The 26,445-nt window shown below is 54.6% G+C and carries 24 protein-coding genes and 1 other annotated feature; of the genes, 3 read left to right on the forward strand and 21 right to left on the reverse strand.

Annotated elements, in window-relative coordinates; genetic code table 11:
• Positions 1-54: 54 nt before the first annotated feature.
• From EXW96_RS13545 to gpr, 8 genes are all read right to left on the reverse strand, one after another.
• Positions 55-1,596 (reverse strand): TCP-1/cpn60 chaperonin family protein, encoded by a 1,542-nt coding sequence (locus EXW96_RS13545; RefSeq protein WP_174350752.1) that lies wholly within the window; start codon positions 1,594-1,596, stop codon positions 55-57.
• Positions 1,593-2,627 (reverse strand): heat-inducible transcriptional repressor HrcA, encoded by a 1,035-nt coding sequence (gene hrcA / locus EXW96_RS13550; RefSeq protein WP_054818552.1) that lies wholly within the window; start codon positions 2,625-2,627, stop codon positions 1,593-1,595. The genes EXW96_RS13545 and hrcA overlap by 4 nt, the downstream gene beginning before the upstream one ends.
• Before the next feature lie 89 nt (positions 2,628-2,716).
• Positions 2,717-3,181, reverse strand: coding sequence for an N-acetyltransferase (locus tag EXW96_RS13555; RefSeq protein WP_062407521.1), 465 nt, complete (start codon positions 3,179-3,181; stop codon positions 2,717-2,719).
• Between the two features lie 76 nt (positions 3,182-3,257).
• Positions 3,258-4,430, reverse strand: coding sequence for a radical SAM family heme chaperone HemW (gene hemW / locus EXW96_RS13560; protein WP_062407519.1), 1,173 nt, complete (start codon positions 4,428-4,430; stop codon positions 3,258-3,260).
• Positions 4,431-4,517: 87 nt separating this feature from the next.
• Entirely contained in the window at positions 4,518-6,332 is a 1,815-nt protein-coding gene (gene lepA, locus EXW96_RS13565) for a translation elongation factor 4 (protein WP_062407517.1), read from the reverse strand.
• 83 nt (positions 6,333-6,415) lie between these two features.
• Positions 6,416-6,784, reverse strand: coding sequence for a hypothetical protein (locus EXW96_RS13570; protein WP_062407515.1), 369 nt, complete (start codon positions 6,782-6,784; stop codon positions 6,416-6,418).
• 51 nt (positions 6,785-6,835) lie between these two features.
• Positions 6,836-8,086 (reverse strand): stage II sporulation protein P, encoded by a 1,251-nt coding sequence (spoIIP, locus tag EXW96_RS13575; RefSeq protein WP_174350753.1) that lies wholly within the window; start codon positions 8,084-8,086, stop codon positions 6,836-6,838.
• A gap of 235 nt (positions 8,087-8,321) precedes the next feature.
• Complete coding sequence (gene gpr / locus EXW96_RS13580) at positions 8,322-9,320, reverse strand: GPR endopeptidase (RefSeq protein WP_174350754.1); 999 nt, start codon at positions 9,318-9,320, stop codon at positions 8,322-8,324.
• Positions 9,321-9,515: 195 nt separating this feature from the next.
• Between gpr and rpsT the strand changes: the two genes are divergently transcribed.
• On the forward strand, positions 9,516-9,788 hold the full coding sequence (gene rpsT / locus EXW96_RS13585) for a 30S ribosomal protein S20 (RefSeq protein ID WP_054818541.1): 273 nt from the start codon (positions 9,516-9,518) through the stop codon (positions 9,786-9,788).
• A gap of 91 nt (positions 9,789-9,879) precedes the next feature.
• On the opposite strand, the gene holA is transcribed toward rpsT, so the two are convergent.
• The 5 genes from holA to EXW96_RS13610 all read right to left on the reverse strand — a co-directional run bounded on the left by holA (position 9,880) and on the right by EXW96_RS13610 (position 14,711).
• The gene (gene holA / locus EXW96_RS13590; RefSeq protein ID WP_054818550.1) at positions 9,880-10,899 is read right to left on the reverse strand and encodes a DNA polymerase III subunit delta; all 1,020 of its coding nucleotides are present in this window, start codon (positions 10,897-10,899) and stop codon (positions 9,880-9,882) included.
• A 314-nt stretch (positions 10,900-11,213) separates the two neighbouring features.
• On the reverse strand, positions 11,214-12,488 hold the full coding sequence (locus EXW96_RS13595) for an anti-sigma factor family protein (protein ID WP_174350755.1): 1,275 nt from the start codon (positions 12,486-12,488) through the stop codon (positions 11,214-11,216).
• Between the two features lie 51 nt (positions 12,489-12,539).
• A complete protein-coding gene (locus tag EXW96_RS13600) occupies positions 12,540-13,097 on the reverse strand; it encodes an RNA polymerase sigma factor (protein WP_062407507.1) in 558 nt (185 codons plus the stop codon).
• Between the two features lie 229 nt (positions 13,098-13,326).
• Positions 13,327-13,530, reverse strand: coding sequence for a 2-hydroxymuconate tautomerase family protein (locus EXW96_RS13605; RefSeq protein ID WP_054818538.1), 204 nt, complete (start codon positions 13,528-13,530; stop codon positions 13,327-13,329).
• Positions 13,518-14,711 (reverse strand): YbfB/YjiJ family MFS transporter, encoded by a 1,194-nt coding sequence (locus tag EXW96_RS13610; RefSeq protein ID WP_174350756.1) that lies wholly within the window; start codon positions 14,709-14,711, stop codon positions 13,518-13,520. The genes EXW96_RS13605 and EXW96_RS13610 overlap by 13 nt, the downstream gene beginning before the upstream one ends.
• A gap of 137 nt (positions 14,712-14,848) precedes the next feature.
• Between EXW96_RS13610 and EXW96_RS13615 the strand changes: the two genes are divergently transcribed.
• A complete protein-coding gene (locus EXW96_RS13615) occupies positions 14,849-15,721 on the forward strand; it encodes a LysR family transcriptional regulator (RefSeq protein WP_062407501.1) in 873 nt (290 codons plus the stop codon).
• A gap of 108 nt (positions 15,722-15,829) precedes the next feature.
• Here the strand turns inward: EXW96_RS13615 and EXW96_RS13620 are convergent, their stop codons facing one another.
• From EXW96_RS13620 to EXW96_RS13650, 7 genes are all read right to left on the reverse strand, one after another.
• Positions 15,830-16,744 (reverse strand): EamA family transporter, encoded by a 915-nt coding sequence (locus tag EXW96_RS13620; protein ID WP_174350757.1) that lies wholly within the window; start codon positions 16,742-16,744, stop codon positions 15,830-15,832.
• A 349-nt stretch (positions 16,745-17,093) separates the two neighbouring features.
• Positions 17,094-17,294, reverse strand: a complete 201-nt coding sequence (locus EXW96_RS13625) for a hypothetical protein (protein ID WP_174350758.1) — start codon at positions 17,292-17,294, stop codon at positions 17,094-17,096.
• Between the two features lie 51 nt (positions 17,295-17,345).
• Positions 17,346-17,522 (reverse strand): amidase family protein, encoded by a 177-nt coding sequence (locus EXW96_RS28070; protein ID WP_139170762.1) that lies wholly within the window; start codon positions 17,520-17,522, stop codon positions 17,346-17,348.
• A 12-nt stretch (positions 17,523-17,534) separates the two neighbouring features.
• Positions 17,535-20,126, reverse strand: coding sequence for a ComEC/Rec2 family competence protein (locus tag EXW96_RS13635; RefSeq protein WP_309225096.1), 2,592 nt, complete (start codon positions 20,124-20,126; stop codon positions 17,535-17,537).
• 65 nt (positions 20,127-20,191) lie between these two features.
• Positions 20,192-20,704 (reverse strand): deoxycytidylate deaminase, encoded by a 513-nt coding sequence (locus tag EXW96_RS13640; RefSeq protein WP_074726992.1) that lies wholly within the window; start codon positions 20,702-20,704, stop codon positions 20,192-20,194.
• Positions 20,705-20,719: 15 nt separating this feature from the next.
• Positions 20,720-22,012, reverse strand: coding sequence for a homocysteine synthase (locus tag EXW96_RS13645; RefSeq protein ID WP_062407494.1), 1,293 nt, complete (start codon positions 22,010-22,012; stop codon positions 20,720-20,722).
• A gap of 97 nt (positions 22,013-22,109) precedes the next feature.
• Positions 22,110-22,619, reverse strand: a complete 510-nt coding sequence (locus EXW96_RS13650; protein ID WP_074726993.1) for a ComEA family DNA-binding protein — start codon at positions 22,617-22,619, stop codon at positions 22,110-22,112.
• Positions 22,620-22,727: 108 nt separating this feature from the next.
• Between EXW96_RS13650 and comER the strand changes: the two genes are divergently transcribed.
• Complete coding sequence (gene comER, locus EXW96_RS13655) at positions 22,728-23,609, forward strand: late competence protein ComER (RefSeq protein WP_174350759.1); 882 nt, start codon at positions 22,728-22,730, stop codon at positions 23,607-23,609.
• Between the two features lie 48 nt (positions 23,610-23,657).
• On the opposite strand, the gene leuS is transcribed toward comER, so the two are convergent.
• Positions 23,658-26,105: a leucine--tRNA ligase gene (gene leuS, locus EXW96_RS13660; protein WP_074726995.1), complete on the reverse strand. Its 2,448-nt coding sequence runs from the start codon at positions 26,103-26,105 to the stop codon at positions 23,658-23,660.
• A gap of 53 nt (positions 26,106-26,158) precedes the next feature.
• Positions 26,159-26,405 (reverse strand) — a binding site (T-box leader).
• Positions 26,406-26,445 lie beyond the last annotated feature (40 nt).

A 26,445-nucleotide genomic window follows, 5' to 3' on the forward strand; every position in this document is an offset into this window, starting at 1 on the left:
TTATTTATATATTGTAACCATTCTGCATCGGTGAACACAACCATATGGCAGCACTCACTCTTCGGTACGCGGATCCCGCATTTTAATCACGGCGTGTATGCGCAGCACAGCGGACGCCACTTCTCCTGCCGCCTGCAGCGCATGCAGCTTCACTTCCGCCGGATCGATCACACCCTGCTCCAGCATATCCTTCACCGCTCCCGTATCGCAGTCGATGCCGAGGCTGTCGCTCCCTGCGGCAATCTGCGCGGCTTTGGCTTCTTCTACCTTCTCAAGCGGATTGTAGCCCGCATTCACAACAATTTGCGCCAGCGGCTTACGCAGCGCCTGCACAACGGCCGCGATGCCGAAGCCTTCCATCCCCTGCACCGTCTCGCGGTACCGTTCGAGCTCATGAGCAACGGCCATCTCGGCAGCCCCGCCGCCGGGCAAGCATCCTCCCCGCAGCGCGGCCTGCACGCTGGAAGCCGCATCACGGGCAATGCGAAGCCGTTCTCCGACGACTTCGCTTGTGCTGGCGCCGACGACGATCGATACTTGCGCACGGCCTTTGCCCTCAGCCATACGCACCAACTCCAGCCGTTCGTCGTAGGCAACATGCCCGGCATAACCGAGATAGCCCGCCAATTCATGGGCCGGCTTGCGCAGCCCGCTGCGGCGGAGCGGCCGGGCACCGGTGTATTCCGCAATGCGGCGCAGCTCCGCCCGCTGCAAGCGCTGCAGCACCATAATCCCGTGATCGGTGCAGAACTGCTCCGCTTCCGGATCAATCCCCCGTTCCGAAGCGATAAAGCCCACGCGCAGCTCGATCAGCTTCCCGAGCATCTCACGGAACTGCTCGCGAAGCTGCAGCTGCTTGTGAAAGCCGGCATCCGTCGTCAAAGCCTCCTCATCGACGGTTTCCGGTTCGAATGCATCCTGAAACAGCAGGATATGAGCCGTATCGGGAGGAAATTCAAGCTGCGCATTGGCAGGCTTTTTCTGAATAAGCAGGCCGGGCCAAACCTCTCCCTCTGCCTTGCCGCGGGATAAAATGACGTCAGAAAAGCGGAAATGCTCCTCCCTCAACTTTTGCAGCCCGAGCCGTTTGGCGCCTTCAATGACGAGTCCGGCCAAATCGGCGTACTCACGCCCCGCAATATAAGCGATCCGATACAACAAAGGATCGTCGAGCCCGCTGATCGGGCGCGAACGACGAGCCAGGGAGCGCAAAGCGAATGCAATGCCTTCCTGCACCCCGCGTACGACCTTGGCTACCGGAACGCCGCGTGTGACCTGAGCCACGCCTTCAGCTACAAGCGCTCCCGCAAGCACCGTGGCGGTTGTCGTACCGTCTCCCACCCGATCCTGCTGGGATCGGGCCACCTGGATGAGCAGTCTTGCCGCCGGATGGGTCACATCCATCTTCTCCAGGATGGTGACGCCGTCATTGGTAATAATAACTTCTCCCCGTGAGCCTACCAACATGGTATCAAGCCCCTTAGGGCCCAGCGTTCCTTCCACCGCCGCGCAAATCGCGCGAATCGCATTGGCGTTGTTTCTCAGCGTTGCATAAGTTTCCTCGCCATCCTGACTCCCATTATTCACCTGGCTCATTTATACCAACGCTCCATGAGCTTCGTCAAATCTTTGGACAGATGATCCAGAAGCTTCATTACTCTGGCGTAATCCATCCGTGTCGGACCGAGAATGCCGATGGTGCCCAGCAATTGACCGTCTATAGAATACGATGCGGTAATCAGGCTGCAATCATTCACCGCTTCGAGCTTGTTCTCACTGCCGATCCGCACTTGAATTCCGCCCCTCGCATCCGCCGTCCCGTCAAAAAGCTGTACCAGCTTCGGCGTTTCGGCAAGCAGGTCAAGAATATTCTTCACTTTATCGACATCTTTGAATTCCGGCTGATTGAGCATGTTGGTCGTGCCGCCCAAATATACGCGTTCTTCTTCTCCGCGGCTTATCACGGAATCCAGCATGGCCAATAGCTCCTCATAGCCGGAAACATAGCTGCTCATCTCCGCCGCGATCTCCGTATACAGCTTCGATTTAAAATGAAGCAGCGGTACGTTTTTCAGCCGTGCATTCAGAAGGTTGACGAACTTCTCGATCTCGCCCATCGGGATGCCTTCGGGAATCGTCACCGTTTTGTTCTCTACCTGGCCTGTATTGGTAACAATGATAGCAACGGCTGTCCGTTCATTCAAAGGGACGATTTGCAGATGCTTCATCGTCGTGCCCGTCATTTCCGGCCCGAGTACGATGGAAGTATAATTGGTAAGCTGAGACAAAATCATTGCCGTCTGCTGGATAACCCCTTCCATCTCCTGCATTTTATCGGTAAAAAAACGTTTGAGCACATTCACTTCATGGTGTGCCAGTTTGCCGTAAGTCATCAAATGATCGACATAATATCGGTAACCCTTATGAGAAGGAATCCGGCCGGCCGATGTATGCGGCTGCTCCAGATAGCCCATATCCTCCAAGTCTGACATTTCGTTGCGGATGGTGGCAGGGCTGAATCCCACATTTCCGCGTTTGGATATGCTGCGGGAGCCAATCGGCTCTGCTGAACGAATATAATCATCTACGATGGCGCTTAAAATATGACGTTGACGTTCGGTTAGCACATTCATCCCACCTTTCGTTAGCACTCCATTCGATCGAGTGCTAATCTAATACAAAAATAACAGACCCCAAGGGTCTGTGTCAAGTCGTCTCACAACCGTTTCAGAACGGCGATTTCGTCGCAGCAATGCTGCTTTTTACAATGAATGCAGTCCCGCCAAACCTTCTCAGGAAAGATTTCTTTATCCACAACAGTGAACCCGTTTTTCTGAAAAAACGCCACCTCGTATGTCAGCGCCATGACTTTGGGAATTCCCTGTTCTTTTGCTTCTTTGACCAAAAAATCGACAAGCGCCTTGCCGATCCCCTGTCCCTTATAACCGCTCGTTACGCCGAGCGAACGGATCTCCACAAGATCATGTCCAAGCCTTGTCAGCGAACCGCAGCCAACCAAGGCACCGTCGATCTCCGCCACGATGAACGTATCGATCTGCGCGGCGAGCGTCTCCCTGGAGCGCGGAAGCATAATCCCTTGTTCAGCATAGCCTTGAATAATATCGTAAAGCGTACCTATATCGTCTTCCGTCGCTTTTCTGCAGGTCACGGTCATTTTCATCGGGATCCCACCATTCGTCTAGTAAAAAGTGCAATGAAATAATATGAATAAATATACAACAGAACGTATAAAATATTCAACCCTTTTTTAACCCGACCGCTCCCAAAAACTCGCCGAACACCTCATTGCCAAGCCATAACCCGCGTGCGGATAACTTATAGCCCTCCGGCTGAGCCTCAAGCAGCCCTTGTCCGCAAAGCTTATCCAGCACATCGCCGAACACATCCTCGAGTTTTCTGCCGAATTGCTCGGTAAAATCCGCTTTCCTTACGCCGCGAAGCAGCCGCAGCCCGACCATCATGAAATCTTCCATGGCCTCCTCTTCGCTGACCTCACTGGTTTCCAAAAGCGGGCGTCCTTTCCGGGTCGCGTCGATATACGGCTGAATCCCTTTTATGTTGACATGGCGCAGCCCCCGGACATACCCGTGCGCTCCCGCGCCAAGGCCGTAATAGCTTTGATTGCGCCAATACATCGAATTATGGCGGCTCTCATACCCTGGCTTCGCAAAATTGCTGATCTCATATTGACCGTACCCCGCGGACTTTAACCGCTCCATGATCAGGGCGAACATGGCAGCTTCCTCTTCTTCCTCAGGCAACGGAAGCTCGCCCCGTTCATACAGGGCATGGAACAGTGTGTTTTCTTCTACCTTTAAGCTGTAAATCGAATAATGAGTCAGATCCAGCGCTAAAGCTTTGCGGAGCGTATCTTCCATCATATCCCGCGTCTGCTTCGGCAGTCCGAACATCAGATCGATAGACAGATTGGTAAAGCCGGCCGCGCGCGCGTTCTCAAGACTCCGGTATACGTCATCCGTGTTGTGAATTCTTCCGATCCGTTCCAGCAGTCCGTTGTCGAACGATTGTACGCCGAAGCTGACCCGGTTGACGCCGCCCTCTTTCATGGCCTGAAGCTTATCCGGATCCGTTGTGCCGGGGTTCGCTTCCATTGTAAACTCGAGCTGAGGCGACCAAAGCGGAAAGTAGGTGCGTACCCGGTGCAAAAAGCTTTTCATCTGTTCGGGCGTCAGCACCGTCGGCGTTCCTCCACCCACGAAAATCGTCTCGATCTCTCCCGGCGGCACTGCCTTTACGGTTTGCTCCATCTCCCGCTCCAATGCGTCCAAATATTCCATGACCGGCTGGCCCTTGAGAATATACGAATTAAAGTCGCAGTAATGGCATTTGTTCGTGCAAAACGGGATATGAAGGTACACCGCTTTAGGCGTTTGGTTTTGCTGCAGCATTTGGGTCACCATCCCTCGAATGGCAAAAGCAGGTGCCTGCCTGAAGCCGCGATAGCCCCGATCAGCACCTGCCCGCCTATGTTCAGTTTATTTATCGTCGATCTTCAGCACCGCCATGAACGCTTCCTGCGGTACCTCTACGCTGCCGACCTGCTTCATGCGCTTTTTCCCTTCCTTCTGCTTCTCCAGGAGCTTCCGTTTCCGGGAAATATCGCCTCCGTAGCATTTGGCAAGCACGTTTTTGCGCATCGCTTTGACCGTTTCACGGGCAATGACCTTCTGTCCGATCGCCGCCTGGATTGGTACCTCGAACATTTGCCGGGGAATGATCTCCTTGAGCTTCTCGCAAATGATGCGTCCGCGGTTGTAAGCGCGGTCGCGGTGAACGATGAAGGAGAAGGCGTCTACCTGCTCTCCGTTCAGCAGAATATCCATTTTGACCAGGTTGGAACGTTTGTAGCCCGAAAACTCATAGTCAAAGGATGCATACCCCTTGGTGCTCGATTTTAGCTGATCGAAGAAGTCGTATACAATCTCCGATAACGGGATCTCGTAGGTCAACGTAACCCGCGTCGTATCGAGATATTCCATATTGATATATTCGCCGCGCTTGGATTGGCAAAGCTCCATGATCGCCCCGACGTAGTCGTTAGGGACAATGATCGACGCCTTCACGAACGGCTCCTCGACAAAATCGATTTTGCCAACTTCAGGAAACAGCGACGGATTTTCAATGTTCAGCACCGTACCGTTGGTCTGCGTCACGCGGAATACCACGCTCGGCGCCGTGGTAATGAGCGGAATGTTAAATTCCCGTTCAATCCGCTCCTGAATGATCTCCATATGGAGAAGCCCCAGAAAGCCGCAGCGGAAACCGAATCCGAGGGCGGTCGATGTCTCCGGCTCGAAGCTGAGCGAAGCGTCGTTCAACTGCAGCTTCTCGAGCGCTTCGCGCAGGTCGTTGTAATCGCTTGTTTCAATCGGGTACAAACCGCAGAACACCATAGGGTTGATTTTGCGGTAGCCCGGGAGCGGTTCCGGTGTCGGGTTCTTGGCATCGGTGACGGTATCCCCGACGCGGGTATCGCCGACATTCTTGATCCCCGCCACGATAAAGCCTACATCGCCGACTTCCAGCGACTCGACGGTTCCCATCCGCGGCTTGAACGCCCCGACCTCGATGACTTCAAACGTTTTGTCCGTCGCCATAAACTTGATTTTGGAGCCTGAACGGATAGAGCCGTCTATCACCCGGACGTAAACGATAACGCCTTTGTACGGATCGTAGTGCGAGTCGAAAATGAGCGCCTTCAGCGGTTGGTCGGGATCGCCCGTCGGAGCCGGCACCTTCTGGACCACCTGCTCAAGGATTTCTTTAATCCCGATGCCCGCCTTCGCCGATGCGAGCACCGCTTCGCTTGCATCGAGCCCGATGACGTCCTCGATCTCCTGCTTCACCCGCTCCGGATCTGCGCTTGGCAAATCGATTTTGTTAATGACCGGCAGTATCTCCAAATTATTGTCCAATGCCAGATACACGTTGGCCAGCGTCTGCGCTTCGATGCCCTGAGCCGCGTCTACGACGAGCAGCGCGCCTTCACAGGCCGCAAGGCTGCGGGATACCTCGTACGTAAAGTCGACGTGGCCCGGGGTGTCGATCAGGTTCAATATATATTCTTCGCCGTCATCGGCACGGTAGTTCAGCCTGACGGCCTGCAGTTTGATCGTGATCCCCCGCTCCCGTTCCAAATCCATCTGGTCGAGCACCTGATCCTGCATTTCACGCGACGATAGCGCGCCGGTGAATTCGAGAATCCGGTCAGCCAGCGTTGATTTTCCATGATCGATATGAGCGATAATGCTAAAATTTCTGATTTTTTTCTGTCTGGCTCGGATATCCATCGGCAGCTAAACCTCACTAACCTGCAAATTTACAATACTATTCATTATAGCAGTTGTGAGGGAATGCTTCAATGGAGTCCCGATTACTTCAGCAGGGCTTCAATCAAGGAGACGAAAGCGCGAATCGCGTGATACGCCGCAATCTGCAGCAGCTCCCCCGCCTTGTTGCCCACGCGGTTGATTCCCGTATCGGCGGTCGGCTCGGCGTCGGTCGCCGCCTTCGATTTGACTGGCGGCTTTGATTTGGCCGTATGGCTGCCTGCCGCCGCCGTCTTTCCGGCAGCCGGCGCCGAGCTGTAAGCACGCTGCGCGGGCGCGGCGTCCGCCTGCGCTTTGGTAAGCGGTCCGTGAATCCGTTCTGTCCCCTGCGTGGCGAGCGATACGCCGAAAAAAATGCAAAACGCCATGGCCAGCCCAAAGGTGCCGTACTTTACGAATGCATTGCCTCTCACACACTTTCCTCTCCTTTCATTGCAGGCGGCGGACGTTTACGTTTGGCCGGCTCAGCTTTGCTTTTTTTCCTCCGCCGGGGCAGGAGCAGGAGGGGCATCCACCTTCTCCGCATTCAGGATGACTTGGGAGATCGCTGCCGCAAGCGCATCCGCAGTACGGTAGCACTCCTCCAGCGTGTTGTCCACGCCGCCGATTTCGATCAGCACGTTGTGCGGTGAAAAATTCTGATTATATACCCCGTTGCCTTCACCGGATTTGGCATGAATCCCCTTGGAAATACCCGGGAATTTTTCTTCCAACGCTTGGTCGATCTGCTCGGCAAACTCATAATTTTGCTTCCAGTTCGGATTTTTCCCGCCGATGATAAAATAAACCTGTGCATACGTCTTGCCGTTAATGGTAGCCGTTGTTTTGTCGCGCCGCTGGGAATCGCGATGAAGATCAAAATAGAATTTCAAATCAGGATGTCCGGCCGAGGCTTCCTGCAGCGTTTTGAGAGAATACCTGTAAGAATAATAGTAATTGAAATTGGGCTCGATCGCCGGATAGTTTTTGTCGGAATGCACGGCCCCGATCCCTTCCCTTTCCAGCTTTTCCGCAAGCCGGCGGCCTACAAGCGTCACATTTTTCTTTGGATCGTAGGCCTTGTCCGGATCCTTCACTCCCGGAAGTTCCGGCAAATAGGACTCCTGATTGTGGGACTGATAAATGAATACCACATTTTTGCCCGCTGTTCTCGGAGGCTGCGCAGTCGGAAGCGGATGCTCAGGACCTTGAACCGGCTCCTCCGCAGCGGCACCCGGGTTCGCCGTAATGGAGCCGGCCTCGCCCAAATCTTCCCGTTCAAACACGCCGGACTTCGGTCCGAAATCCATCGGGGAATCTGCCGTCCCGCCGCCTTTGCTCAGCAGAACGGCGCGATCCTGCCCCATCCCCGGCACCTCCCTGGCGATCAACGACTTCGGATCATGCGGGTTCAGGTCGGTCACCAGAGAAAACAAAAAGGCGGATACGTTGGATTGCGAGAACGTGAACGTTTTCCCGTCCGACGGAAGATGGGGAATCTCCATGCCCATCATATCCATGAAAAATTGGCTCGATACCGAGGCCGCCAGCCCCTTCATGGAAGAAGACGGCTCCGTATTCCTGATCTTGGAATGCACATATCCAAACAACCCCAGCGCTATAAAAAATAACAGGCATCCCGTCATCAAAATCGTCAAGGTCCGCATATACACTCCAACGGAATATTTCGCTTTCCGAAGCTTGTTCAAGCTCACCGTAATTGCCGGCCATTTCATTGCCATTCCTCCTTCTTCTGCTTCCGGTTCTGCAGGCGCGGCGGCGGTCACTCGGGTTCCGCCCGCTTGTTCGTCTCCTCGATCGTCTACTAACAACTCTATGAAGAGGCGTAAATCGATAGAACCTAAAAATAATAGACCTTATCGGAAGAAGGAGCTTTGCGGCCCTCCGTTCAACAATAAAAAACGCCCGATCGGCTCAATAATGAGCCTTTCGGGCGTTTTCGCATCAGGATTAATGGGTATATGCCGACACATTGTCCGCATCCACCGCTTCGTGTAATGCGGCGTTCAAGCCGCTTGCGATGATGTTCGCAATGTCTTCAATAAACTGATCGATCTCTTTGGGCGTGACCAGCAGATCGTGCCCCAAAGGATTAAGCACTTCCTTGACAAGCTGCAGCCGCTCCTGCTCCTGCAGGTTATCGAGCAGACCGAGAATGTGTTCGGTATTGGCGGTTCGCTGCCGGAAATGATTCTGCATCATATCAAACGCATTGTTTACAATGGTAGAAGCGTAAACGACGGTCGGCACGCCGATCGCTATACAAGGAACTCCTAACGTTTCGAGCGTAAGACCCTTGCGTTTGCTTCCGATGCCCGAGCCGGGATGAATGCCTGTATCGGCAATTTGAATCGTCGTATTCACCCTTTCGAGTGAGCGTGAGGCAAGCGCATCGATAGCAATGACCAGATCCGGCTTCGAGCGGTCGACGATTCCCTGCACGATTTCGCCGGTTTCAATTCCCGTCGTGCCGAGTACACCCGGGGCTACTGCGCTGACAGCGCGGTATCCGGGACTCACCTGATCCGGCATCAGTTCAAAATAATGCCTTGTCACCATCACGTTCTCGACAACGATCGGACCTAAAGCATCGGGCGTCACATTCCAATTGCCAAGTCCGATAATGAGAACTTTGGCGTCCCGGGAAATGTTCAGCTTTTGCAAAAACTTCTCGAATTCTTGAGCTAGTACGGTGGCAACCCTGTTTTGAAGATCGCTGTCTTTTTGCCGGAGCGCCGGTACTTCAATCGTAATATAATGACCCGGCAGCTTTCCGAGCGCCCGGGATCCTTCCTGGGAGGTAATGTCGATCAGACTGACACGGATGCCGTCGTGCTCAACATTCGACGTATGTACGCCCGGGATGGACGAACCTGCGGAAGAAGCCATTTCGTTCGCCTCCAGCGCCAGGTCTGTCCGGACTGAATATGCGCTTAGGTCCAGCTCCATGAACTCGTCCCCTTTTCTCATTGTGCTCATGGTTTATAATGTGAAAAAGCTGTTAACGTTATGCAAAAGTTTTACAGACGCCCTCCTGCGTTTCTATTGCATTTTGATATGCCTCATGTTAGAATATCAAGAGTTGTCTGCGAATGATGAAATGGACATTTAGTTTTTTGCAAGTTGTAGTAGGAGGTGAACGTCATGCCAAACATTAAATCCGCGATTAAACGTGTGAAAGTGAGCGAAAAGCGCCGTCTGCGCAATGCCTCTCATAAATCCGCACTTCGCACTGCTGTGAAATCTTTTGAAACAGCTGCAGCAAGCAACAACGTGGAAACAGCTAAAGCTGCCCTGATCGCTGCCAGCAAGAAGCTGGACAAAGCAGTGACCAAAGGATTGATCCATAAAAATGCCGCTGCCCGCAAAAAGTCCCGCTTAGCGAAAAAGTTTAACGCTCTTTCCGCGCAGGCTTAAGCTCGAGCGACGAAAGAAAGACCATGCCTCCTATACGGATACATGGTCTTTTTGTTTCTCCAATCCAACGGGTGCCTTGCCTTTCCGGCGATCAGGAAGCCAGCTTCAGCAAAAACATCTCCAGCCCCAGCACCTTATCGATTTTACCGCTTTTCATTTGGTAATCCAAATCCCCCAGCTGCTGCAAAATATGGGCCAGACGCTTCAACTCGAACTTAACCGCCTGCCCCGCCGCAATTTTGACTCCATACGGATGCAGGCCGATCTGGCCGGCAATCTGCTGTTGGGAATAGCCCTGCTGCATCAGATCCTTCACCTGAAACATGATCCTGAACTGCCGTGCGATCAGCATGACGATCTTGATCGGCTCTTCCTTGCGCCGCAGAAGCTCATTCAGCAAGGTAAACGCTTGATCCAGTTCCACTTGCACAATATGCTCGATAAGCTGAAAAATATTTTGTTCGATGCTTCTGGTCACAAGCTGCTCCAGATCGGCGGATGTGATCGTGCCGCCCCGCCCGATATAGAGGGCGCATTTTTCCAACTCTTGGGCCAAAGCCTGCAGGTTTGTTCCCGTATATAAAATCAGCTGCTCCGCCACGCCGGGAGCCAGGCTGATGCCCGCCTTATCCGCTTCCTGATTTACCCAATGCGCCAATTCGTCCGCCGAGAGCGCCGTACAAGGAATCAGCGCGTTCGCTTCCTTTAACGCTTTGACGATTTTTTTGCGTTCATCCAGCTTATCCGCATCCACCGTAAAGACGATGATACTGAAGTCAACAGGCGTCTTCAAATAATCCGTTAACCGGTCCAGCTTGTGTTCGACCTTGCCGTTCTCTTTGGCGCCTGTCAAAAAGAGAGCATTATTGGCCACAACCACCTTGTTCGGCACCATAAAAGGAAGGGTCTCGGCCTCCTCGATTACCGCTTCCACCGGTGTCTCCGTCAAATCGTAACGGGATACGGCAAACGCTTTATGCTCCGGCAGCGCCAGCTTGTCCGTCAAGCGGTTAATCAGTTCCCGAATCAAGTAGCTCTCCGAGCCGTAACATACATAAACCGGCGCGAATTGCCCCTTGTCTATTTGTTTGACCGCTGTCTTGTAATCCATCGCCGTCAGCCACCATCCCCGTCCCAAGTCTTCCCTTTCTTATCCCCGTCTGTGCCGGTACATTATATGATATCAACAACAAAGGGATTACGTCAAAAACGGTGCGGTCTGACCTAATCCCTTTGTCCGAAACCCATCTATATAAACACCGCCGACAGGTTGGCTCTAGAAACCCCTTAGCGGCCGGTGGTCATACGACGTGAATCGATAGTATCGTGTTGCTTGGATATCCTAGTATACGCCGAATCGTTGAGAAGTGTGCAAAACAAGTTTAAAATCGTGAACCCCGCAGCTTGCAGAGAGACGCCGCTAGTTCAGTTTTTGTTTGCCTTCGTTTCCGTCTCCGTCTGTTCCGCAAGCGAAACAATGAACGTTCTCGATTGCTCGTGCATTTTCACCGCATATGTCAGCTTATAATCTGCAGACCATTCGACCAGGTCTATCCGGTCTGCATCTTCCCACGAATATTTAGAGACATAAGCCTCTTGGCCGTTCTTGGTTCGCACGATCACACGGGCATTCTCGAAATAAGCGGTATATTTCCCGTCAGCGGAAGCCAACTGATGCACCGGCGGCGCCTCTGCCTCCGGCATGCCCAATAGTCCCATCGGACCGCCGATCTTGCTGCGGTTAACTTCAGGTACGGCAGGCTCTGACGGATTCCCTTCCGGCTCTCCGCCACCGCCGCCTGCAGTCGGGTCCATGGTGGAGGACACGCCGTGGGAAGGCCTATCGTCGGACCCCGAGGCTTCCGGCGCGGAAGGCTCCGATCCGCCGGCCGGTTTCTTCGCCGGTTCAGGCTCAGGTGCGGCATTCGATACCGCCGGCTCCTCGGGCTTCGACGTCGGTTTATGCGCCGCAGGGGGAACCGCCGCTTTGGGCGCTATCGCCATTGGCGTAAGGCTCTGCTTTTCTTCCCAATCGTCCGCTCCCGCTGCAGATTCGTTTGGAGCTCCGCTTCCGCCCGTCGCGCCATGTTGATCCATTCCGTCCGTTCCGCCCTGATTTGGGGCGTCCTGTGCAGGTAATTGGTCTTGAGCCGACATCGTGCTACCCTGATTGTCAGCGGCCTGGCTTCTTGAATCCCGTACAGCGCTTTCGCTTGCTTTTTTCTGGTCCAGTCCGAGCCATATGCCGCCCGCATCCGGTCCGGCTTGCTGCTGGAACAGAAAGAACCCGAACGCAAGACCGGCCGCAACAACGCCTCCAAACACCGGAAACGAAAACCATTCCCTGACGTTTTTACGCATGCCCCGCTTTGACTGTTCTCGTGGAGGCGGCGCCGTCTGCTTCTCCGTCTCAACTTCCGCTTTCTCTTCCCCAATTGGTGCCGACCATGCCTCGCCCGGAACCTGTCCGCCAGCTTCGCCAAGCTGCTCCAGCTTCGGCATGATGGCGTCCACCAGGCTGAAAGGGGGGGTTACCTTCGGTAAGCTCTCGAGCTCATGCGACAAATTCACAAGACGCTCGAACAGCTCGGTGCAATCCGGACACTGCCGGAGATGCCCAAGCATCCGGCTGTACTCCGTTTCATCGAGATCCCGATCAAGGTATCTCTGCATCAGCTCGATCACCTCTTGACACATCATCCCCGTACACTACCTTTCTTTGGTGTTCGTATATCTCTTATCATTCGTCGCTCATCCCCGAATCGCATCGCTGCCCGCTTTTTTATACTCTCCAAGAATCGTTTGCAGCTGCTGCCTCGCCCTGAACAAATAAGACTTTACCGTGTTTATGGGCAAATCCAACGATTCTGCTATTTCATTATAGGAGAAATCCTCCAAATACCTCAGTACGACCACCGATCGATGGTGCTCGGGCAGCTTGTCGATCGCCTCTCTGATGTCTTGGGCGATATACGACGACATCACTTCGTCTTCCACCGTTTTATGGTCGGTAAAGCTCAGATCGTGCTGTTCAATCGAGACTGTCGGCTTTGCCCGACGGAATTTATCGATGCAAAGATTCGTCACGATGCGCTGAACCCACGTTTTAAACTGAGCCTTTTCTTCGTAGGAGTTGATTTTTGTATAGATTCGGATTAACGCTTCCTGTGCGGCGTCTAACGCATCCTGCTCATTGCCCAGAATGTAATAAGCGGTGCGGTAAACGTGATTCTCGATTTCTCGCAGTAGGGTAATAAGAGCGTCGCGATCGCCCGATTGGGCAGCCTTTATTAATTCTGGCGCTACCACTGGGATCCCCCTCTCATGCAACCTTATAAACGTTCCGGACTGCAAAAATGTTGCAGCGTCTTTAACTCTATTAAGAATATCAAATATTTCCTTTCAGGTATATAGAAGGAAAACGCCGTTAAGCTGCCATATTTTGCAGTTTAATATACGTCCGGAAAGCTTATTTGTTTCGTTCGCGAAAACAAAAAAGATTTCAGCGCCGCGCTTGCGGACTGAAATCTTTTTGGCTTTATTTCCCTTGCTTTCTGCGTACCGTGACCGACTCGCCGCCGATCCCCCAGTTATCCGTATCCACTTCGTCAATGACGACAACGGTCGTTTGCGGATTTTTGTTAAGTACATCTGCCAACAGCCGGGTTACTCCTTGAATCAGCTCGGCTTTCTTCTCCGTCGTCACATTTTCTTTCGTAATCTTAATGTTTACATAGGGCATGTCGATCGTCCTTTCGCGTGAATAGGAATGATGATAATGCAAGCGCCGATCAAAACGATGACGGCCGCTCCGGCAAGCGACCATCGATAGCTCCCGGACAGAGCGGCGAACAGGCCTGCAGCCGCCGGACCGGCCATTTGGCCTGCGCCGTAGATGGCGGTGAGCAATCCTACACTTCTTCCCGCATCATAAACCGCCAGACGCCTTGCCAATGAAACCGCCAACGTCGTAATGCCCATGAACGTGGCTCCAAAAAGAATCGCCCCGACGGCCAAACCGGATGCTGTCGGGAAAACCACAGGCAGCAGAATGCCGACAGCCTGCAGCAGCATGGAAAAGAAGAGCGTCCGCTCTTGCCCCCAGTACCCCTGAAGCTTGGACCACATCCAGCAGGAAGGCATAGCTGCCGCCCCTACCAGCACCCAGCTCCAGTAGGAAAGCTCCTTCATAGCGGGCACACTTTGGGCATAAGCGACCAAAAAGGTTCCGGTCACGATGTATCCCAGGCCTTCCAGGCCGTATACCAGCTGCAGGCGAAGCATTCGCGGGCCCACGCGGCGAAAGCCTTTTCCGGAAGAGCCGGATGCGGGCGGCGCAGGCCTGCGGTCTCCAACCTCCTGCAGCCCCCGCCAGCCCGTGCTTAACAGCATGGCGCAGAGCAGCGCGAGCCCCAGCCATGTGCCCTGCCAGCCAAAGGATGCCTCAAGAAGCGGAACCGCAAGTCCGGAAGCGGCGATTCCCGCCCCGACTCCGCCGTAGAATACACCCGAAGCGCCGGCAAAACCCCGCAGACCCGCAAGGCCGTCCATCACGACGCCGGAAGCATACACGAATACGGCCGCTCCAGCAAAGCCGGAAATAAACCGCAGAGCCAGCCATAGCGGGAAAAGCGTCGTCAATCCCATGAGAGCAGTTGTCAGCACGCTGATAACGAGGGAGAGCTTGAGCCGTCCAAGCCTCCGCTCGCTGCCCGAGAACCACGCCGCCATCACGGCGCCGGCCAAATACCCCGCATAATTCGCCGATGCAAGCGCTCCCGCTCCGGCTTCTCCGAAAAACTGCCGTTCCATCATAAACGGCAGAATCGGCGTATACGCGAAACGGCCGACGCCCATGGCTATAAAAAGCGCCAGCACACCGCTGATTAAAAGACCAAGCGGCCGTCCTGCCCATACCGTCATGCCCGCTCCTCCTCCGGTCCCCATTTTTTTTAGCAGCCTGCTATTGTTAGCATAACGCTTTCTTGATATCATGTAAAATACGTAATATTGATATGACCTATCTGAAATTGAGATATCAGAAAAAGGAGGAGCGCAAATTGGATATCGACATGCTCAGAGCTTTCCAAGCGGCGGCGGCAGCCGGAACCGTTTCCAAAGCTGCCCTGCAGCTCGGCTACGCACAATCCAATATCACGACCAAAATCCGTCAGTTGGAAAACGATTTGGGAACGCCGCTCTTTTACCGCCATAACCGCGGCATTACCTTGACCCCTGCGGGGAAAACGCTTAAGGGCTACGCGGACCAAGTGCTGCGCCTGATGGAGGAAGCACGCAGGGCCGTGACCGACGGAACTGCTCCAAAAGGCTCCTTGGCCATCGGTTCTATGGAAACGACGGCTGCGGTGCGTCTGCCCGAGCTGCTGGCCTCCTATCATCGTTCCTACCCGGAAGTGAACCTGACGTTAGTCACCGGCCCGACGGAACAGCTTGTTCAGGCCGTGCTGGATTATGAGCTCGACGGCGCTTTTGTCGCCGGACCCGTGGAGCACCCGGACCTTCTGCAGGATTCGTTCATTGAAGAAGAACTGATGATCGTTACCGATGCCGCACACCCTCCGCTGGCCTCCGCCAAAGAGCTGGGCTCACGTACGCTGCTGGCGTTTCGCGCCGGCTGCTCCTACCGTGCCAGAATGGAGCAGTGGCTTCATGAGGAAGGCGTCATGCCTGTAAAAATTCTGGAATTCGGCACGCTCGAAACGATTCTCGGCTGCGTGGCCGCCGGATTGGGCATTTCCCTGCTTCCCCGCTCTATCGTTCAGCGCAAAGCAGAGGAAGGCTCCATCCGCTGCCATCCCATTGCGCATAAGCACAGCCGTGTATGGACCGTGCTGATTCGGCGCAGGGACGCATATGTATCGCAGGCCTACAAAGCATTTACAGAACAGATCCATGCCGGCGTCGTCCGATAACGGCAAAAGGACCTCAGAACCCCGTGGCAGTTACAATGGCAGCGCCGGTTCAACGAAACGCACATACGGCAAGACCGCCCCTCCACCAGGAAGAGCGGTCTTTCTTCATTAAAGCTTGCCTGCCGGCGGGTCTGTCCGCTTCACGGCGCTTTTCCGTTCAGACAAGATGATGCCTGCAAGGATCAGACCGATGCCGAGCCACTGCACCCATCCCGTCCGCTCTCCAAGCAGCAGCCCGGAGACGATGATCACGACGGGAAGCTCTACCGCTCCGAGAATGGCTGCCATCCCCGTATCCAGATGCGGCGCTCCTTTGGCGAATACATACGGGGGCAGGATCATGCCGAACAAGGCCAGAATGCCTCCCCACAGCCACAGCCCCTCGGCAAGCGAGCCGTTCCACAGAAACTGTGGCGGATAAATCAGTAAAACCACGATAGCCGCCCCGGTAACCATCCACGAGCTTCTCAGCAATGCAGGCACCTCGACGGCTACCTTGCCGCTGAAATAGATGAACAGCGTGTAGCTCGCCGCCGCAAGCAATCCGAGTCCCGCTCCGGATAGATTAACGGGCTTTGTCGTTCCCATCCATAAGCCGGAGGCGAGCACCGTCCCGGCAAGGATAACGGCCACACCCGCAACCTGAAAGCGCCCGGGCGATTTGCCGTGCAGAAACCAATCCATCAGAAGTCCCATCCACGTAAATTGAAACAACAGCAGCACGGCGAACGAGGCGTCCAAAGACTGCAGCGAGTAATAATAGAAGACGCCTGTAAGCCCGGTAAAAAGCCCGCTGCCGATCAGCTTGAATACCGACCGCCTCGCTACCCGTTTTAATGTGCGCCAGTACGGCAAACTGATCAGCCACATCGCGGCCCACCCGATCAGCACCTGGCTGCCCGTCACCTCGCCCGGCGTAAATCCATAGCTGTAAGCCAGCTTGACGAAGGTCGACAAAATGCCAAATGATGCGGCTCCCAGCAGCACCAGCATACTGGCCTTGAATCGCTTGGACGAAAGCATTCCGATTTCCCCTGTTTCGTATTATCCCTCACCCACCCGCGGTCATGCCGCACAGGTGAAGATCATAACAAAAACAGGCCGTTTATTCAAGCGGCATTCATCATTCCGCTTTTTTTCAACCAACGGGAATATTTATCGTTTACAGGCGCAAGCGGCATCCAACTGCCCGCGGTGTTTTTTGCGCATCCATCTTAATGAGACAGGCACGGCCCCAGCCCTAAACCGCGAAAACTAAGCAGCACAACCAAAGCCCAAAGGCTGCTTTGTCCTGCGGTAAATCCAAGAGCGATGGACATACATGAGACCGTAAGCAGGCCTAACGGCAAAATCCACCCTGCGCCGTACCGATTCACAATACGCCGACTGTCATAGCCAGCCCCATTGCCAGCGCCTGAGGCAGAAGGATAAGTCCCGTAGCCAGAGCGCTGTAATGCAGCACCTCCTGCAGCAGCAGCGGAATGAGCAGAATGCCTGCAAACATGCTGGCCGTCGTCACCGAAGCGATGACCGTACCTTTGTTTGCCGATTTCTGTACAGTATTTTCCTGCATGCCGATCTCCCTTTCCTGCATAAAAGAAAAGGAAGCCGAAGCTTCCCCATGCTAGGCAACCCATATTTCTTCTTTAGGCAGTTCTTTATACCAAGAGGTGTACTGTTCGTAGCAATGACCAACGGATAAAATTTCACCTTCCCCAAAAGGTCTGCCCATGAATTGCAAGCCGACCGGCAGCCCTTCGGAAGAAAATCCGGCGGGTACGGAAAGTGCCGGCAGCCCCAGAAAGTTCGCGTCTCATTCCTTCATTTTTGTGCGCATATATATTTTGCCCTCGCGAACGGTCATCTGCACCTCGCCGTGACGGTCGGTGCGGTGGACGCTCACCCGATGCGCGGCCAGCCGCTCCAGTACCGAAGGATGGGGATGCCCGTACACATTCTTCACTCCTGCGGAAATCACGGCATGCCTGGGCCGCCACGCCCTCAGCCACAGCTCGGAGGTAGAAGATTTGCTTCCATGATGCGCTACTTTCAGCACATCAACAGGGGGTTCCAGAAGCTTCGACGTCCCCGGCTCCAATGCCGACCACCGTTCCAGCAGCTTCCGTTCAGCCCCTTCGCCGATGTCCCCTGCAAACAGCCACCGCGTCCCGGACATCTCCATAAGAAACACGATGGAGCTCGGATTCTGGTCCTGCTCCAAACGCAGCCCCGAACCGTCCGCTTCCCGGAACGGATACAGAAAATGGAGCACCGTATCCTGTCCCTTCTCCAACCGGTCTCCGGCACGCGCATCGACAAGCTGAATACCGCGGTCCAGCGCGGTTTGGAACAGCTTCTCCACCCCGGCAGCCGGCTTCAGCGTCCCGTTAAAAATCAGCCGTTTCACCGGGATTTGTTCGATAACCGCCTGTAAACCGCCAAAATGGTCGACATCCTGATGGGTTAGAATCAGCTCGTCGATGGTCTGGACACCGCGTTTTTTGAGCAGCGGCACGAGCAGCTTCCGGCCGACTTCATACGGATCCCGCCGCTGCTTCCATTCCTCGCCCGGCTTGCGAAAGGATAAGGTACCCCCGCCGTCGATCAGCAGGCTGCCGCCGTTTCCCGGCGGCTGGATCAAGATGCTGTCCCCTTGACCGACGTCGATAAAATGCACTCTGCCCTCCGCCTTCTCCCGCCGGGGATCATAACCGGTCCACAACACCGCGGCGAAGCTAACGATTACGGCCGGCAGCAGCACATATCGGATCCACCGCCGCGCGCGCTCCCGGCCTCTATGCTCCGCCATGGTATACAGCATAGGCTCAGTCTTTTCCCCTGCTTCCTGCGAATCCCGCTCGCCCAGCATCAGCACCACAAGCAGCGCCAGCAAACCGTAGTACATCAGGATCCATACCGGTTCCGGGCTCGGCCAAATGGTTTGAAACCACTCCGATCGGCTGGACCCGTCCACAATCCAGAACAGAAGGGTATTGACCTGACTGACGAACCAAGCAAACGGTTTGGCGATATAAAGAGAAAGGAAAGACAGCAGCATCGCCGCCGTCCCCGCTGGCATAACGATCATACTGAATACCGGAACAAGCAAAAAATTAGCCGCAAAAGAAAGCAGCGAAAACTGGCTGAAATAATAAATCGTAAGCGGAAACGAAACGAATTGCGCTACGACGGTAATGGAAACGGCATCGCGCAGCCTGGGCCGCTTCAAGGGAAGCAGCTTATTCATCGCCGGGACGCCCAGGATGATCCCCAGCGTCACCAGAAACGACAGCTGGAAGCTGACGTTCACCAAATAATACGGTTCCCATATCAGCATCCCGACACCGGCGATCAGCGCAATATGCAGCCCGTCCTTCAACCGGTGCCGATAGGCCGCATATAAGCCGATCATGGCCATGATCCCCGCTCTCACGATGGAAGGCGCCGCGCCCGTCACGGCGATATAGACGGGCATCAACGCAATGGCCGTGAGCAAATACGTTTCACGCGTGAAACCGCACCGGCGCATGAGCCAAATCAAGCAGGCGAGAAAAATCGCGACATTAAGGCCGGAAATAGCGATAATGTGCGTAAGTCCGAGCCGCGAGAATTGGTCGAAGAGCTCCGGGTCGATGTCATCCTCCAGACCGATCAGCATGCCTTTCATAAAGCCGCTCTGTTCCTCAGGAAACAGCTGCTCCACTTTGGCAGCCAGCTGCTCGCGAAACCGGTCGTTTGCGCGAAGAACCAGCCAGCCTCCCCACTCCCCGAAGGCGGGTGGGGTCACGCTGATTCCATCCAGTCCTTTGGCCGTCATTTGCCAGTGGATGTGCTGAAACCTTAAATAGTCCCGGTAATCAAAGCCCCCGAAGTTACGGGCCTCCCCCGGCCGCAATAACGTCCCTTCAAGCTCAATCTTATCCCCTCTTTGCCAATGCTTCGCCATTTCCTGTTCTTCCTGCTTTACTAGACGGATCGAAAACTGAACAAGCTCCCCTCGACCCCCATTCTCCGGCGGAAAACCCTCCGCGAGCGATACGCGATCCGCCTTCGCCTGAAAAGAAACCCGGTCACCGTCTACCTCCACAGGAGTCATGATTCTGCCTCGAAATCCCGCTCCGTTCGTCTCCTCAGCCTCAAGCCGGATCAGACTTCTGTTGCCGGCATCATACTCTCCGTACCATCCGGCCGCTGCCAAAGCGATCAGCATACCTGCGAACCAGGCCGAGCCCCTCGGTTTAAGCATGAGCACCAGGCAGCAAAAAATCCCGGCGCCGAAAGCAAGAAACAGATTCATCCAGGCCATCGGGTATACCAAGGCTACGGCATACCCCAGCGTCCAGCACAGGGCAAGCATGACGATAGGTCTTCTCCCGATACCTGTCAGCTCCCTTCTGTTTGCCAACAAAAAAACCTCCTTCCGAACACATGGCTAACCATGTCCGAAAAGAGGTTCTTCCTCCAAGTGATTTAATTTGTGACTTCCGAGACCGTGCTTGCCGGCGGCTCGTACTTCTCCAACTGACGGAACGTAAGTTTTTTTTGCTCCATCAAGGCGCTTACCTTGTCATGATCCTTCGGATAAGCCCGGTGATACACGATCTCTGAGATGCCGCTGTTCGCCAGCATATTGGCGCAGGTCCAGCACGGCTGATCGGTTACATACACAACCGAGCCTTCCCGGTCCTCGCGATCGGTGAACAGGAGCAGATTTTGTTCCGCATGAATGGTCCGGATGCACCGCTGCTTTTTGACCACCTGTTCTTTCCCTTCAGCAGGCACCAGTTCAATTTCTTCCACCAGCATGCAGCCGGCCTCCGAGCAATCGGGGACGCCCGAGGGGGCCCCATTGTAAGCCGTGCCCAAGAGCTTTTTCCCTTGAACCAGCACCGCGCCCACATGTCTGCGGTTGCACCTTGAACGGGTGGATGCCATATAGGCGATATCCATAAAGTACGTGTCCCAATCTTTGCGGGCTGTCATGTCATGCTCGCTCCCTTATTTCTGGCTGGTTTGAATCGCTTGATTCAAGTCGTAGATGATGTCTTCAATCGCTTCCGTGCCGATCGACAGCCGAATCATGCCGGGGCTGACGCCTGCGGCCGATTGCTCCTCTTCATTGAGCTGCTGATGCGTTGTGCTGGCCGGATGAATGATCAGCGATTTCGAATCGCCCACATTGGCAAGGTGAGAGAACAGCTTCACGGCGTTGATCACCTTGCGTCCGGCTTCCACGCCGCCCTTGATGCCGAACGTCAAAATGGCTCCCTGGCCTTTAGGCATATATTTGCGGGCCAGATCATAGGAAGGATGGCTTGGCAATCCGGCATAGCTTACCCATTCGACCGCGTCGTGCCGCTCTAAAAATTCAGCTACCTTCAGTGCGTTTGAGCTGTGGCGTTCCATTCTCAGATGCAGAGTCTCCAGACCCTGCAGCATCAAAAAAGAATTGAAGGGAGAAATGGCCGCCCCCATGTCGCGAAGAAGCTGCACGCGTGCTTTAATTATGTATGCGACCGGACCTAGCGCATCCGTATAAACAAGTCCATGGTAGCTGGGATCCGGTTCGGTCAGCCCGGGAAATTTGCCGCTCGCTTTCCAGTCGAAGCGCCCGCCGTCTACAATGATGCCGCCGATCGATGTACCGTGGCCGCCGATGAATTTAGTGGCGGAGTGAACGACGATATCCGCACCGTGCTCTATCGGGCGGCACAGGTATGGACTTGGGAAGGTATTGTCCAGGATGAGCGGAATGCCGTTCTCGTGGGCGATGGAAGCCACCGCTTCGATATCCAGCACATCGCCTCTCGGATTGCCGATCGTCTCCGCAAATACCGCCTTCGTGTTCGGCGTAATCGCTTTACGGAAGTTCTCCGGATCGCTCGGATCGACGAAATGTACCTTGATGCCGATCTTGGGCAGAGTGATCGCGAACAGATTATATGTACCGCCGTATAAGCTGGCCGACGACACAATCTCATCTCCCGCTCCGGCAATATTCAGGATCGAGTACGTAATGGCGGCTTGTCCGGATGCCGTTGCCAGAGCGGCAAGTCCGCCCTCCAATGCCGCGACGCGCTTCTCGAACACATCCGTCGTCGGATTCATCAAGCGGGTATAAATATTGCCGAATTCCTTCAATCCAAACAGATTTGCCGCATGATCCGTATCCCGGAACCCGTAGGAAGTCGTCTGGTACAAAGGCACTGCACGAGCCATCGTGGCAGGATCAATCTCTTGTCCAGCATGGACAGCTAATGTTTCCAGCGCGAGCTTGCGTTCTTCAGACATCAAATACGTCCCCCTTAATCATAGCATAAAATGAATAATCGTACCTATTTTCGCATATTTCCCCCCAAAATGAAAGCGTTGTCTATAAAATACTCCGCTATGGCTCTACGGTGACATGAGGCTTGATCTTCTCCAAGGTTTTCGCACCGATTCCTTTAACCTCAAGCAGCTGGTCGGGGGAGCGGAATTTGCCGCCTAACCGCTGACGAAGCTCCAAAATGGCCTGCGCTCTGCTTGGACCGACACCGGGCAGATCATCCAGCTGCTCCGCCGTCGCCGTGTTCAGATTCAGCTTGCCCGACTTCGCAACGGCCTGATCCGCCTCCTCTGCGGCGGATGAACCTTTCCCTTCCAAAGTGGATTTGGGGAGCTCCGGCGCAGGCCCTTGATCTTCCACAGGCTTTGTTTCCGGCGGCTTTCCCTCCTGCTGACCGCCCGGAACCGTCTGCGATGGGGGCTTTTGCTCCGCTTGTTCCTGCAGCAGCCTGCGCATTTCCGCATCGGCGCTAATGAAGCTTGACGCGGGCGGCTCCGCCCATTTAGGATAAATCATCAGCAGTGCCGCGGAAAGACCGACAGCAAGCGCGATCAAAGCGATTCGCATCATCCCGCTCCCCCTTTCGTTGATCCCATCTTCATCACCTCTTTTTATTGGTAAATTGATGCATAAATTCATATCCTCCCTGATATACATGAAGAAACAGGAGGGATCGTCATGCGAGTAGGTTTCATCGGAACAGGCAGCATGGGCAGTATGCTTATTGAAACGTTCATCCGCTCCGGCGCTGTAAACCCGGAGAACGTGGTGGCGACCAACCGGACCATCGCCAAAGCGGAGCTTTTGGCAGCGAACTATCCGGGCTTGCAAGTTGCCCGTTCCAATAAAGAAGCGGCTTCTCAAGCCGATTTGCTGTTTATCTGTGTCAAGCCTCTCGAGTTCAAAGATGTCATTGAGGAGATTCAGGCTTTGTTGACACCCGAACAGATCATCGTTTCGATCACCAGCCCGGTGCTGATCCGGCATCTCGAAGCGCTGTTGCCCTGCAAAATCGCCAAAGTGATTCCGAGCATCACAAATCATGTACTCAGCGGAGCGACACTTTGTATTTATGGGGACCGGATGAAGGACGAGGATCAAAAACGGCTCGAAAACTTGTTATCCCGCGTAAGCGCTCCGATTCGCATATCCGAGGAACACACCCGAATCTCCTCCGACCTGTCCAGCTGCGGACCTGCCTTCCTCGCCTTCTTCATTCAAAAGTATATTCAGGCAGCCGTCTCGGCCACCGGAATTTCCGAGGAAGAGGCGACGCGGCTCGCCAGCGAAATGACGCTGGGGACGGGCAAGCTGCTGACAGATGGAGGATTTACTCCCGCCGCGCTGCAGCAGCGTGTAGCCGTACCCGGCGGAATTACAGAGGAAGGACTCCGTATAATGGAAAAAGAGCTGTGCAGCGTCTTTTACGACTTGATCCGCACAACTCATTCCAAATACGAAGAAGATTTGGAAAAGGTGGAAGCCCGCTTTTTCGGGACCAAAGCCGATGAAGAACGCGATGCTTTCACGTCTTTTCCTTATGAACCGCCGTGCCCGTAGCCATCCGGGGGGCGGTTGTTTTTTTGATGCTTGCCCGTTTTATCCTTTTTATCCTGCTACAATATTGACCAGCTTGCCTTTGACCACGATGACTTTCCGGACCGTTTTACCCGCCGTGGCATCCTTCACTTTATCCAGATTCACAGCCAGCTCCCGCATAGAAGCTTCATCGGCATCGGCCGCAACCGTCGCGCGCTCGATGATTTTACCGTTCACCTGAATAACGATTTCCACCTCGTTATCTACGGTCCAGGCCTCATCATAGGTCGGCCATGGTTCATAAGTTACGGTATCGTTATGGCCCAGCTTCTCCCATAATTCTTCGGCCAGATGCGGCGCAAGCGGAGAAAGCAACTGCACAAAGTGCTCCATAGCCGCTTTCGGAAGACGATCCGTCTTGTAGGCCTCATTCACGAAGATCATCAGCTGGCTGATCGCCGTGTTAAAGCGCAGCGCCTCAAAATCCTCGGTCACCTTCTTGATGGTACGATGCCAAACCCGTTTGAACGCCTCGCTGCCCTCTTCCTCACTGCTAATTTTCGCGCTTAATTGCCCGTCCTCTTGGATGAACAATCTCCAGATCCGGCTTAAGAAGCGGTAAGCCCCCTCTACGCCGTTGGCGCTCCACGGCTTTGTCGCCTCAAGCGGACCCATGAACATTTCGTACAAGCGCAGGGTATCGGCTCCGAATTCATTGACAATGACATCGGGATTGATGACGTTCCCGCGGGACTTGCTCATTTTCTCATTGTTCTCGCCGAGGATCATCCCTTGATTGACCAGCTTGTGGAACGGTTCCTTCGTATTCACTACGCCGAGATCGTACAGCACCTTGTGCCAGAAGCGCGCGTACAGCAGATGGAGCACAGCATGCTCCGCGCCCCCGATGTACAGATCGACCGGCAGCCACTTGCGCTGCAGCTCCGGAGAGCAAATTTCCTTATCGTTCTTAGGATCGATAAAACGCAGGTAGTACCAGCAGCTGCCCGCCCATTGCGGCATCGTGTTCGTCTCGCGGCGGGCCTTCATGCCGGTCTCCGGATCGATGGTATTGACCCACTCGGTTACGTTCGCCAGCGGCGATTCTCCTGTGCCGGACGGCTTGATTTCGTCGACCTCCGGCAGCAGCAGCGGCAGCTGATCCTCCGGCACGGTTTTCATCGTCCCGTCTTCCAGATGAAGGATCGGAATAGGCTCGCCCCAATAACGCTGGCGGCTGAACAGCCAGTCGCGCAGACGATAGGTCACTTTGCCCTGGCCTTTGCCGTTATCCTCAAGCCACTGAATCATGGCTCCGATGGCCTGTTCGTTGTTGAGCCCGTCCAGGAAGCCGGAGTTCACATGCGGACCGTCGCCGGAATAAGCCTCTTTGGACAGATCCCCGCCCTGCACCACTTCAATTATCGGAAGATCATACTGTTTGGCGAACTCCCAGTCCCGTTGGTCATGTCCCGGCACCGCCATAATGGCTCCCGTTCCGTAGCCCGCCAGTACATAATCGGCGATCCAGATCGGCACCTTGCTGCCGTTCACCGGATTGACGGCATAGGCTCCGGTAAAGACTCCGGTTTTCTCCTTGGCCAAATCCGTACGCTCCAGGTCACTCTTGCGGGCGGCACGCTCTTGATATTCCTTCACCGCCGAGGCTTGTCCCTCCGTCACGATCCGATTCACCAGCTCGTGCTCCGGCGCCAAAACGCAGTATGTCGCTCCGAACAGCGTATCCGGACGAGTCGTGAACACCTTCAGGCTGTCACCCTCATGCCCGTCGATAGCGAACGTCACTTCCGCTCCTTTGGATTTACCGATCCAGTTGCGCTGCATGTCCTTGATGCTTTCAGACCAATCGAGTTCCTCCAGATCCTCCAGCAGGCGTTCTGCGTACTCGGTAATCTTCAGCACCCACTGACGCATCGGCTTGCGAATGACGGGATGGCCTCCGCGTTCGCTTTTGCCGTCGATCACCTCTTCGTTGGCGAGGACCGTTCCCAGCGCGGGACACCAGTTGACCGGGACCTCGTCGACATAGGCGAGACCTTTTTTATAAAGCTGGATAAAAATCCACTGCGTCCACTTGTAGTAATCGGGATCGGTTGTGCTGAATTCGCGGTCCCAGTCGTACGAGAAGCCGAGCGATTTGATTTGTCTGCGGAAATTATTGATATTCTTGATCGTAATATCGCGCGGATGCTCCCCTGTATCGAGAGCATGCTGCTCCGCCGGAAGACCGAACGCATCCCACCCCATCGGATGCAGTACGTTGTAGCCGCGCATTCTTTTGTACCGGGACACAATATCGGTGGCCGTGTACCCTTCCGGGTGGCCTACGTGCAGTCCCGCGCCGGAAGGATACGGAAACATATCCAGGGCGTAAAATTTGGGCTTGCTGTCGTCGTCCAGCACCTTGAACGTTTTGTTCTCTTCCCAATAGCGCTGCCACTTCGGTTCAATCGCCTGCGGGTTATATCCTTGCTGTTCTTTGACTTCCTGTGCCATGTTGCTTTATGCCTCCTTCGAATAAAAACAAAAAGCCCTCGCCTCTAGCCTTAGCTAGGGACGAGAGCTTTGCTTCCCGTGGTACCACCCTAGTTGACAGCCGGCATGCTTTGCCCCTGTCCACTCCAGCCCCTTAACGCGGGGAATACGATCCGGCTAGGTCTCGGACCCTTCTTCCGACGATCCTTCCCTTCACCTTCTGGCTCCAGAACGAGTTCGCTGCGACCACAACCGATTCCCACCAACCATCGGCTCTCTGAAATACGGCGTACAGCTACTGCTTTCTGTCATAGCCTTGCAAACGATCCAATTAAATTTCATTATATGTAAAACCGTTCCT

Origin of the sequence: Paenibacillus sp. JMULE4 (assembly GCF_013337105.1) — a bacterium.
Taxonomy (GTDB): domain Bacteria; phylum Bacillota; class Bacilli; order Paenibacillales; family NBRC-103111; genus Paenibacillus_G; species Paenibacillus_G naphthalenovorans.

Bases quoted from the DNA above. Each gene is read 5' to 3' on its own strand.
- EXW96_RS13545 (WP_174350752.1), bottom strand. From the start codon at position 1,596: ATGAGCCAGGTGAATAATGGGAGTCAGGATGGCGAGGAAACTTATGCA.
- EXW96_RS13620 (WP_174350757.1), bottom strand. From the start codon at position 16,744: ATGCTTTCGTCCAAGCGATTCAAGGCCAGTATGCTGGTGCTGCTGGGA.
- EXW96_RS13605 (WP_054818538.1), bottom strand. From the start codon at position 13,530: ATGCCCTATGTAAACATTAAGATTACGAAAGAAAATGTGACGACGGAG.
- EXW96_RS13555 (WP_062407521.1), bottom strand. From the start codon at position 3,181: ATGAAAATGACCGTGACCTGCAGAAAAGCGACGGAAGACGATATAGGT.
- comER (WP_174350759.1), top strand. From the start codon at position 22,728: ATGCGAGTAGGTTTCATCGGAACAGGCAGCATGGGCAGTATGCTTATT.
- holA (WP_054818550.1), bottom strand. From the start codon at position 10,899: ATGGATTACAAGACAGCGGTCAAACAAATAGACAAGGGGCAATTCGCG.
- hemW (WP_062407519.1), bottom strand. From the start codon at position 4,430: ATGCTGCAGCAAAACCAAACGCCTAAAGCGGTGTACCTTCATATCCCG.
- EXW96_RS13595 (WP_174350755.1), bottom strand. From the start codon at position 12,488: ATGATGTGTCAAGAGGTGATCGAGCTGATGCAGAGATACCTTGATCGG.
- rpsT (WP_054818541.1), top strand. From the start codon at position 9,516: ATGCCAAACATTAAATCCGCGATTAAACGTGTGAAAGTGAGCGAAAAG.
- leuS (WP_074726995.1), bottom strand. From the start codon at position 26,105: ATGGCACAGGAAGTCAAAGAACAGCAAGGATATAACCCGCAGGCGATT.
- lepA (WP_062407517.1), bottom strand. From the start codon at position 6,332: ATGGATATCCGAGCCAGACAGAAAAAAATCAGAAATTTTAGCATTATC.
- EXW96_RS13650 (WP_074726993.1), bottom strand. From the start codon at position 22,619: ATGATGCGAATCGCTTTGATCGCGCTTGCTGTCGGTCTTTCCGCGGCA.
- gpr (WP_174350754.1), bottom strand. From the start codon at position 9,320: ATGGAGCTGGACCTAAGCGCATATTCAGTCCGGACAGACCTGGCGCTG.
- EXW96_RS13625 (WP_174350758.1), bottom strand. From the start codon at position 17,294: ATGCAGGAAAATACTGTACAGAAATCGGCAAACAAAGGTACGGTCATC.
- EXW96_RS13610 (WP_174350756.1), bottom strand. From the start codon at position 14,711: ATGACGGTATGGGCAGGACGGCCGCTTGGTCTTTTAATCAGCGGTGTG.
- EXW96_RS13640 (WP_074726992.1), bottom strand. From the start codon at position 20,704: ATGACAGCCCGCAAAGATTGGGACACGTACTTTATGGATATCGCCTAT.
- spoIIP (WP_174350753.1), bottom strand. From the start codon at position 8,086: ATGAAATGGCCGGCAATTACGGTGAGCTTGAACAAGCTTCGGAAAGCG.
- EXW96_RS13645 (WP_062407494.1), bottom strand. From the start codon at position 22,012: ATGTCTGAAGAACGCAAGCTCGCGCTGGAAACATTAGCTGTCCATGCT.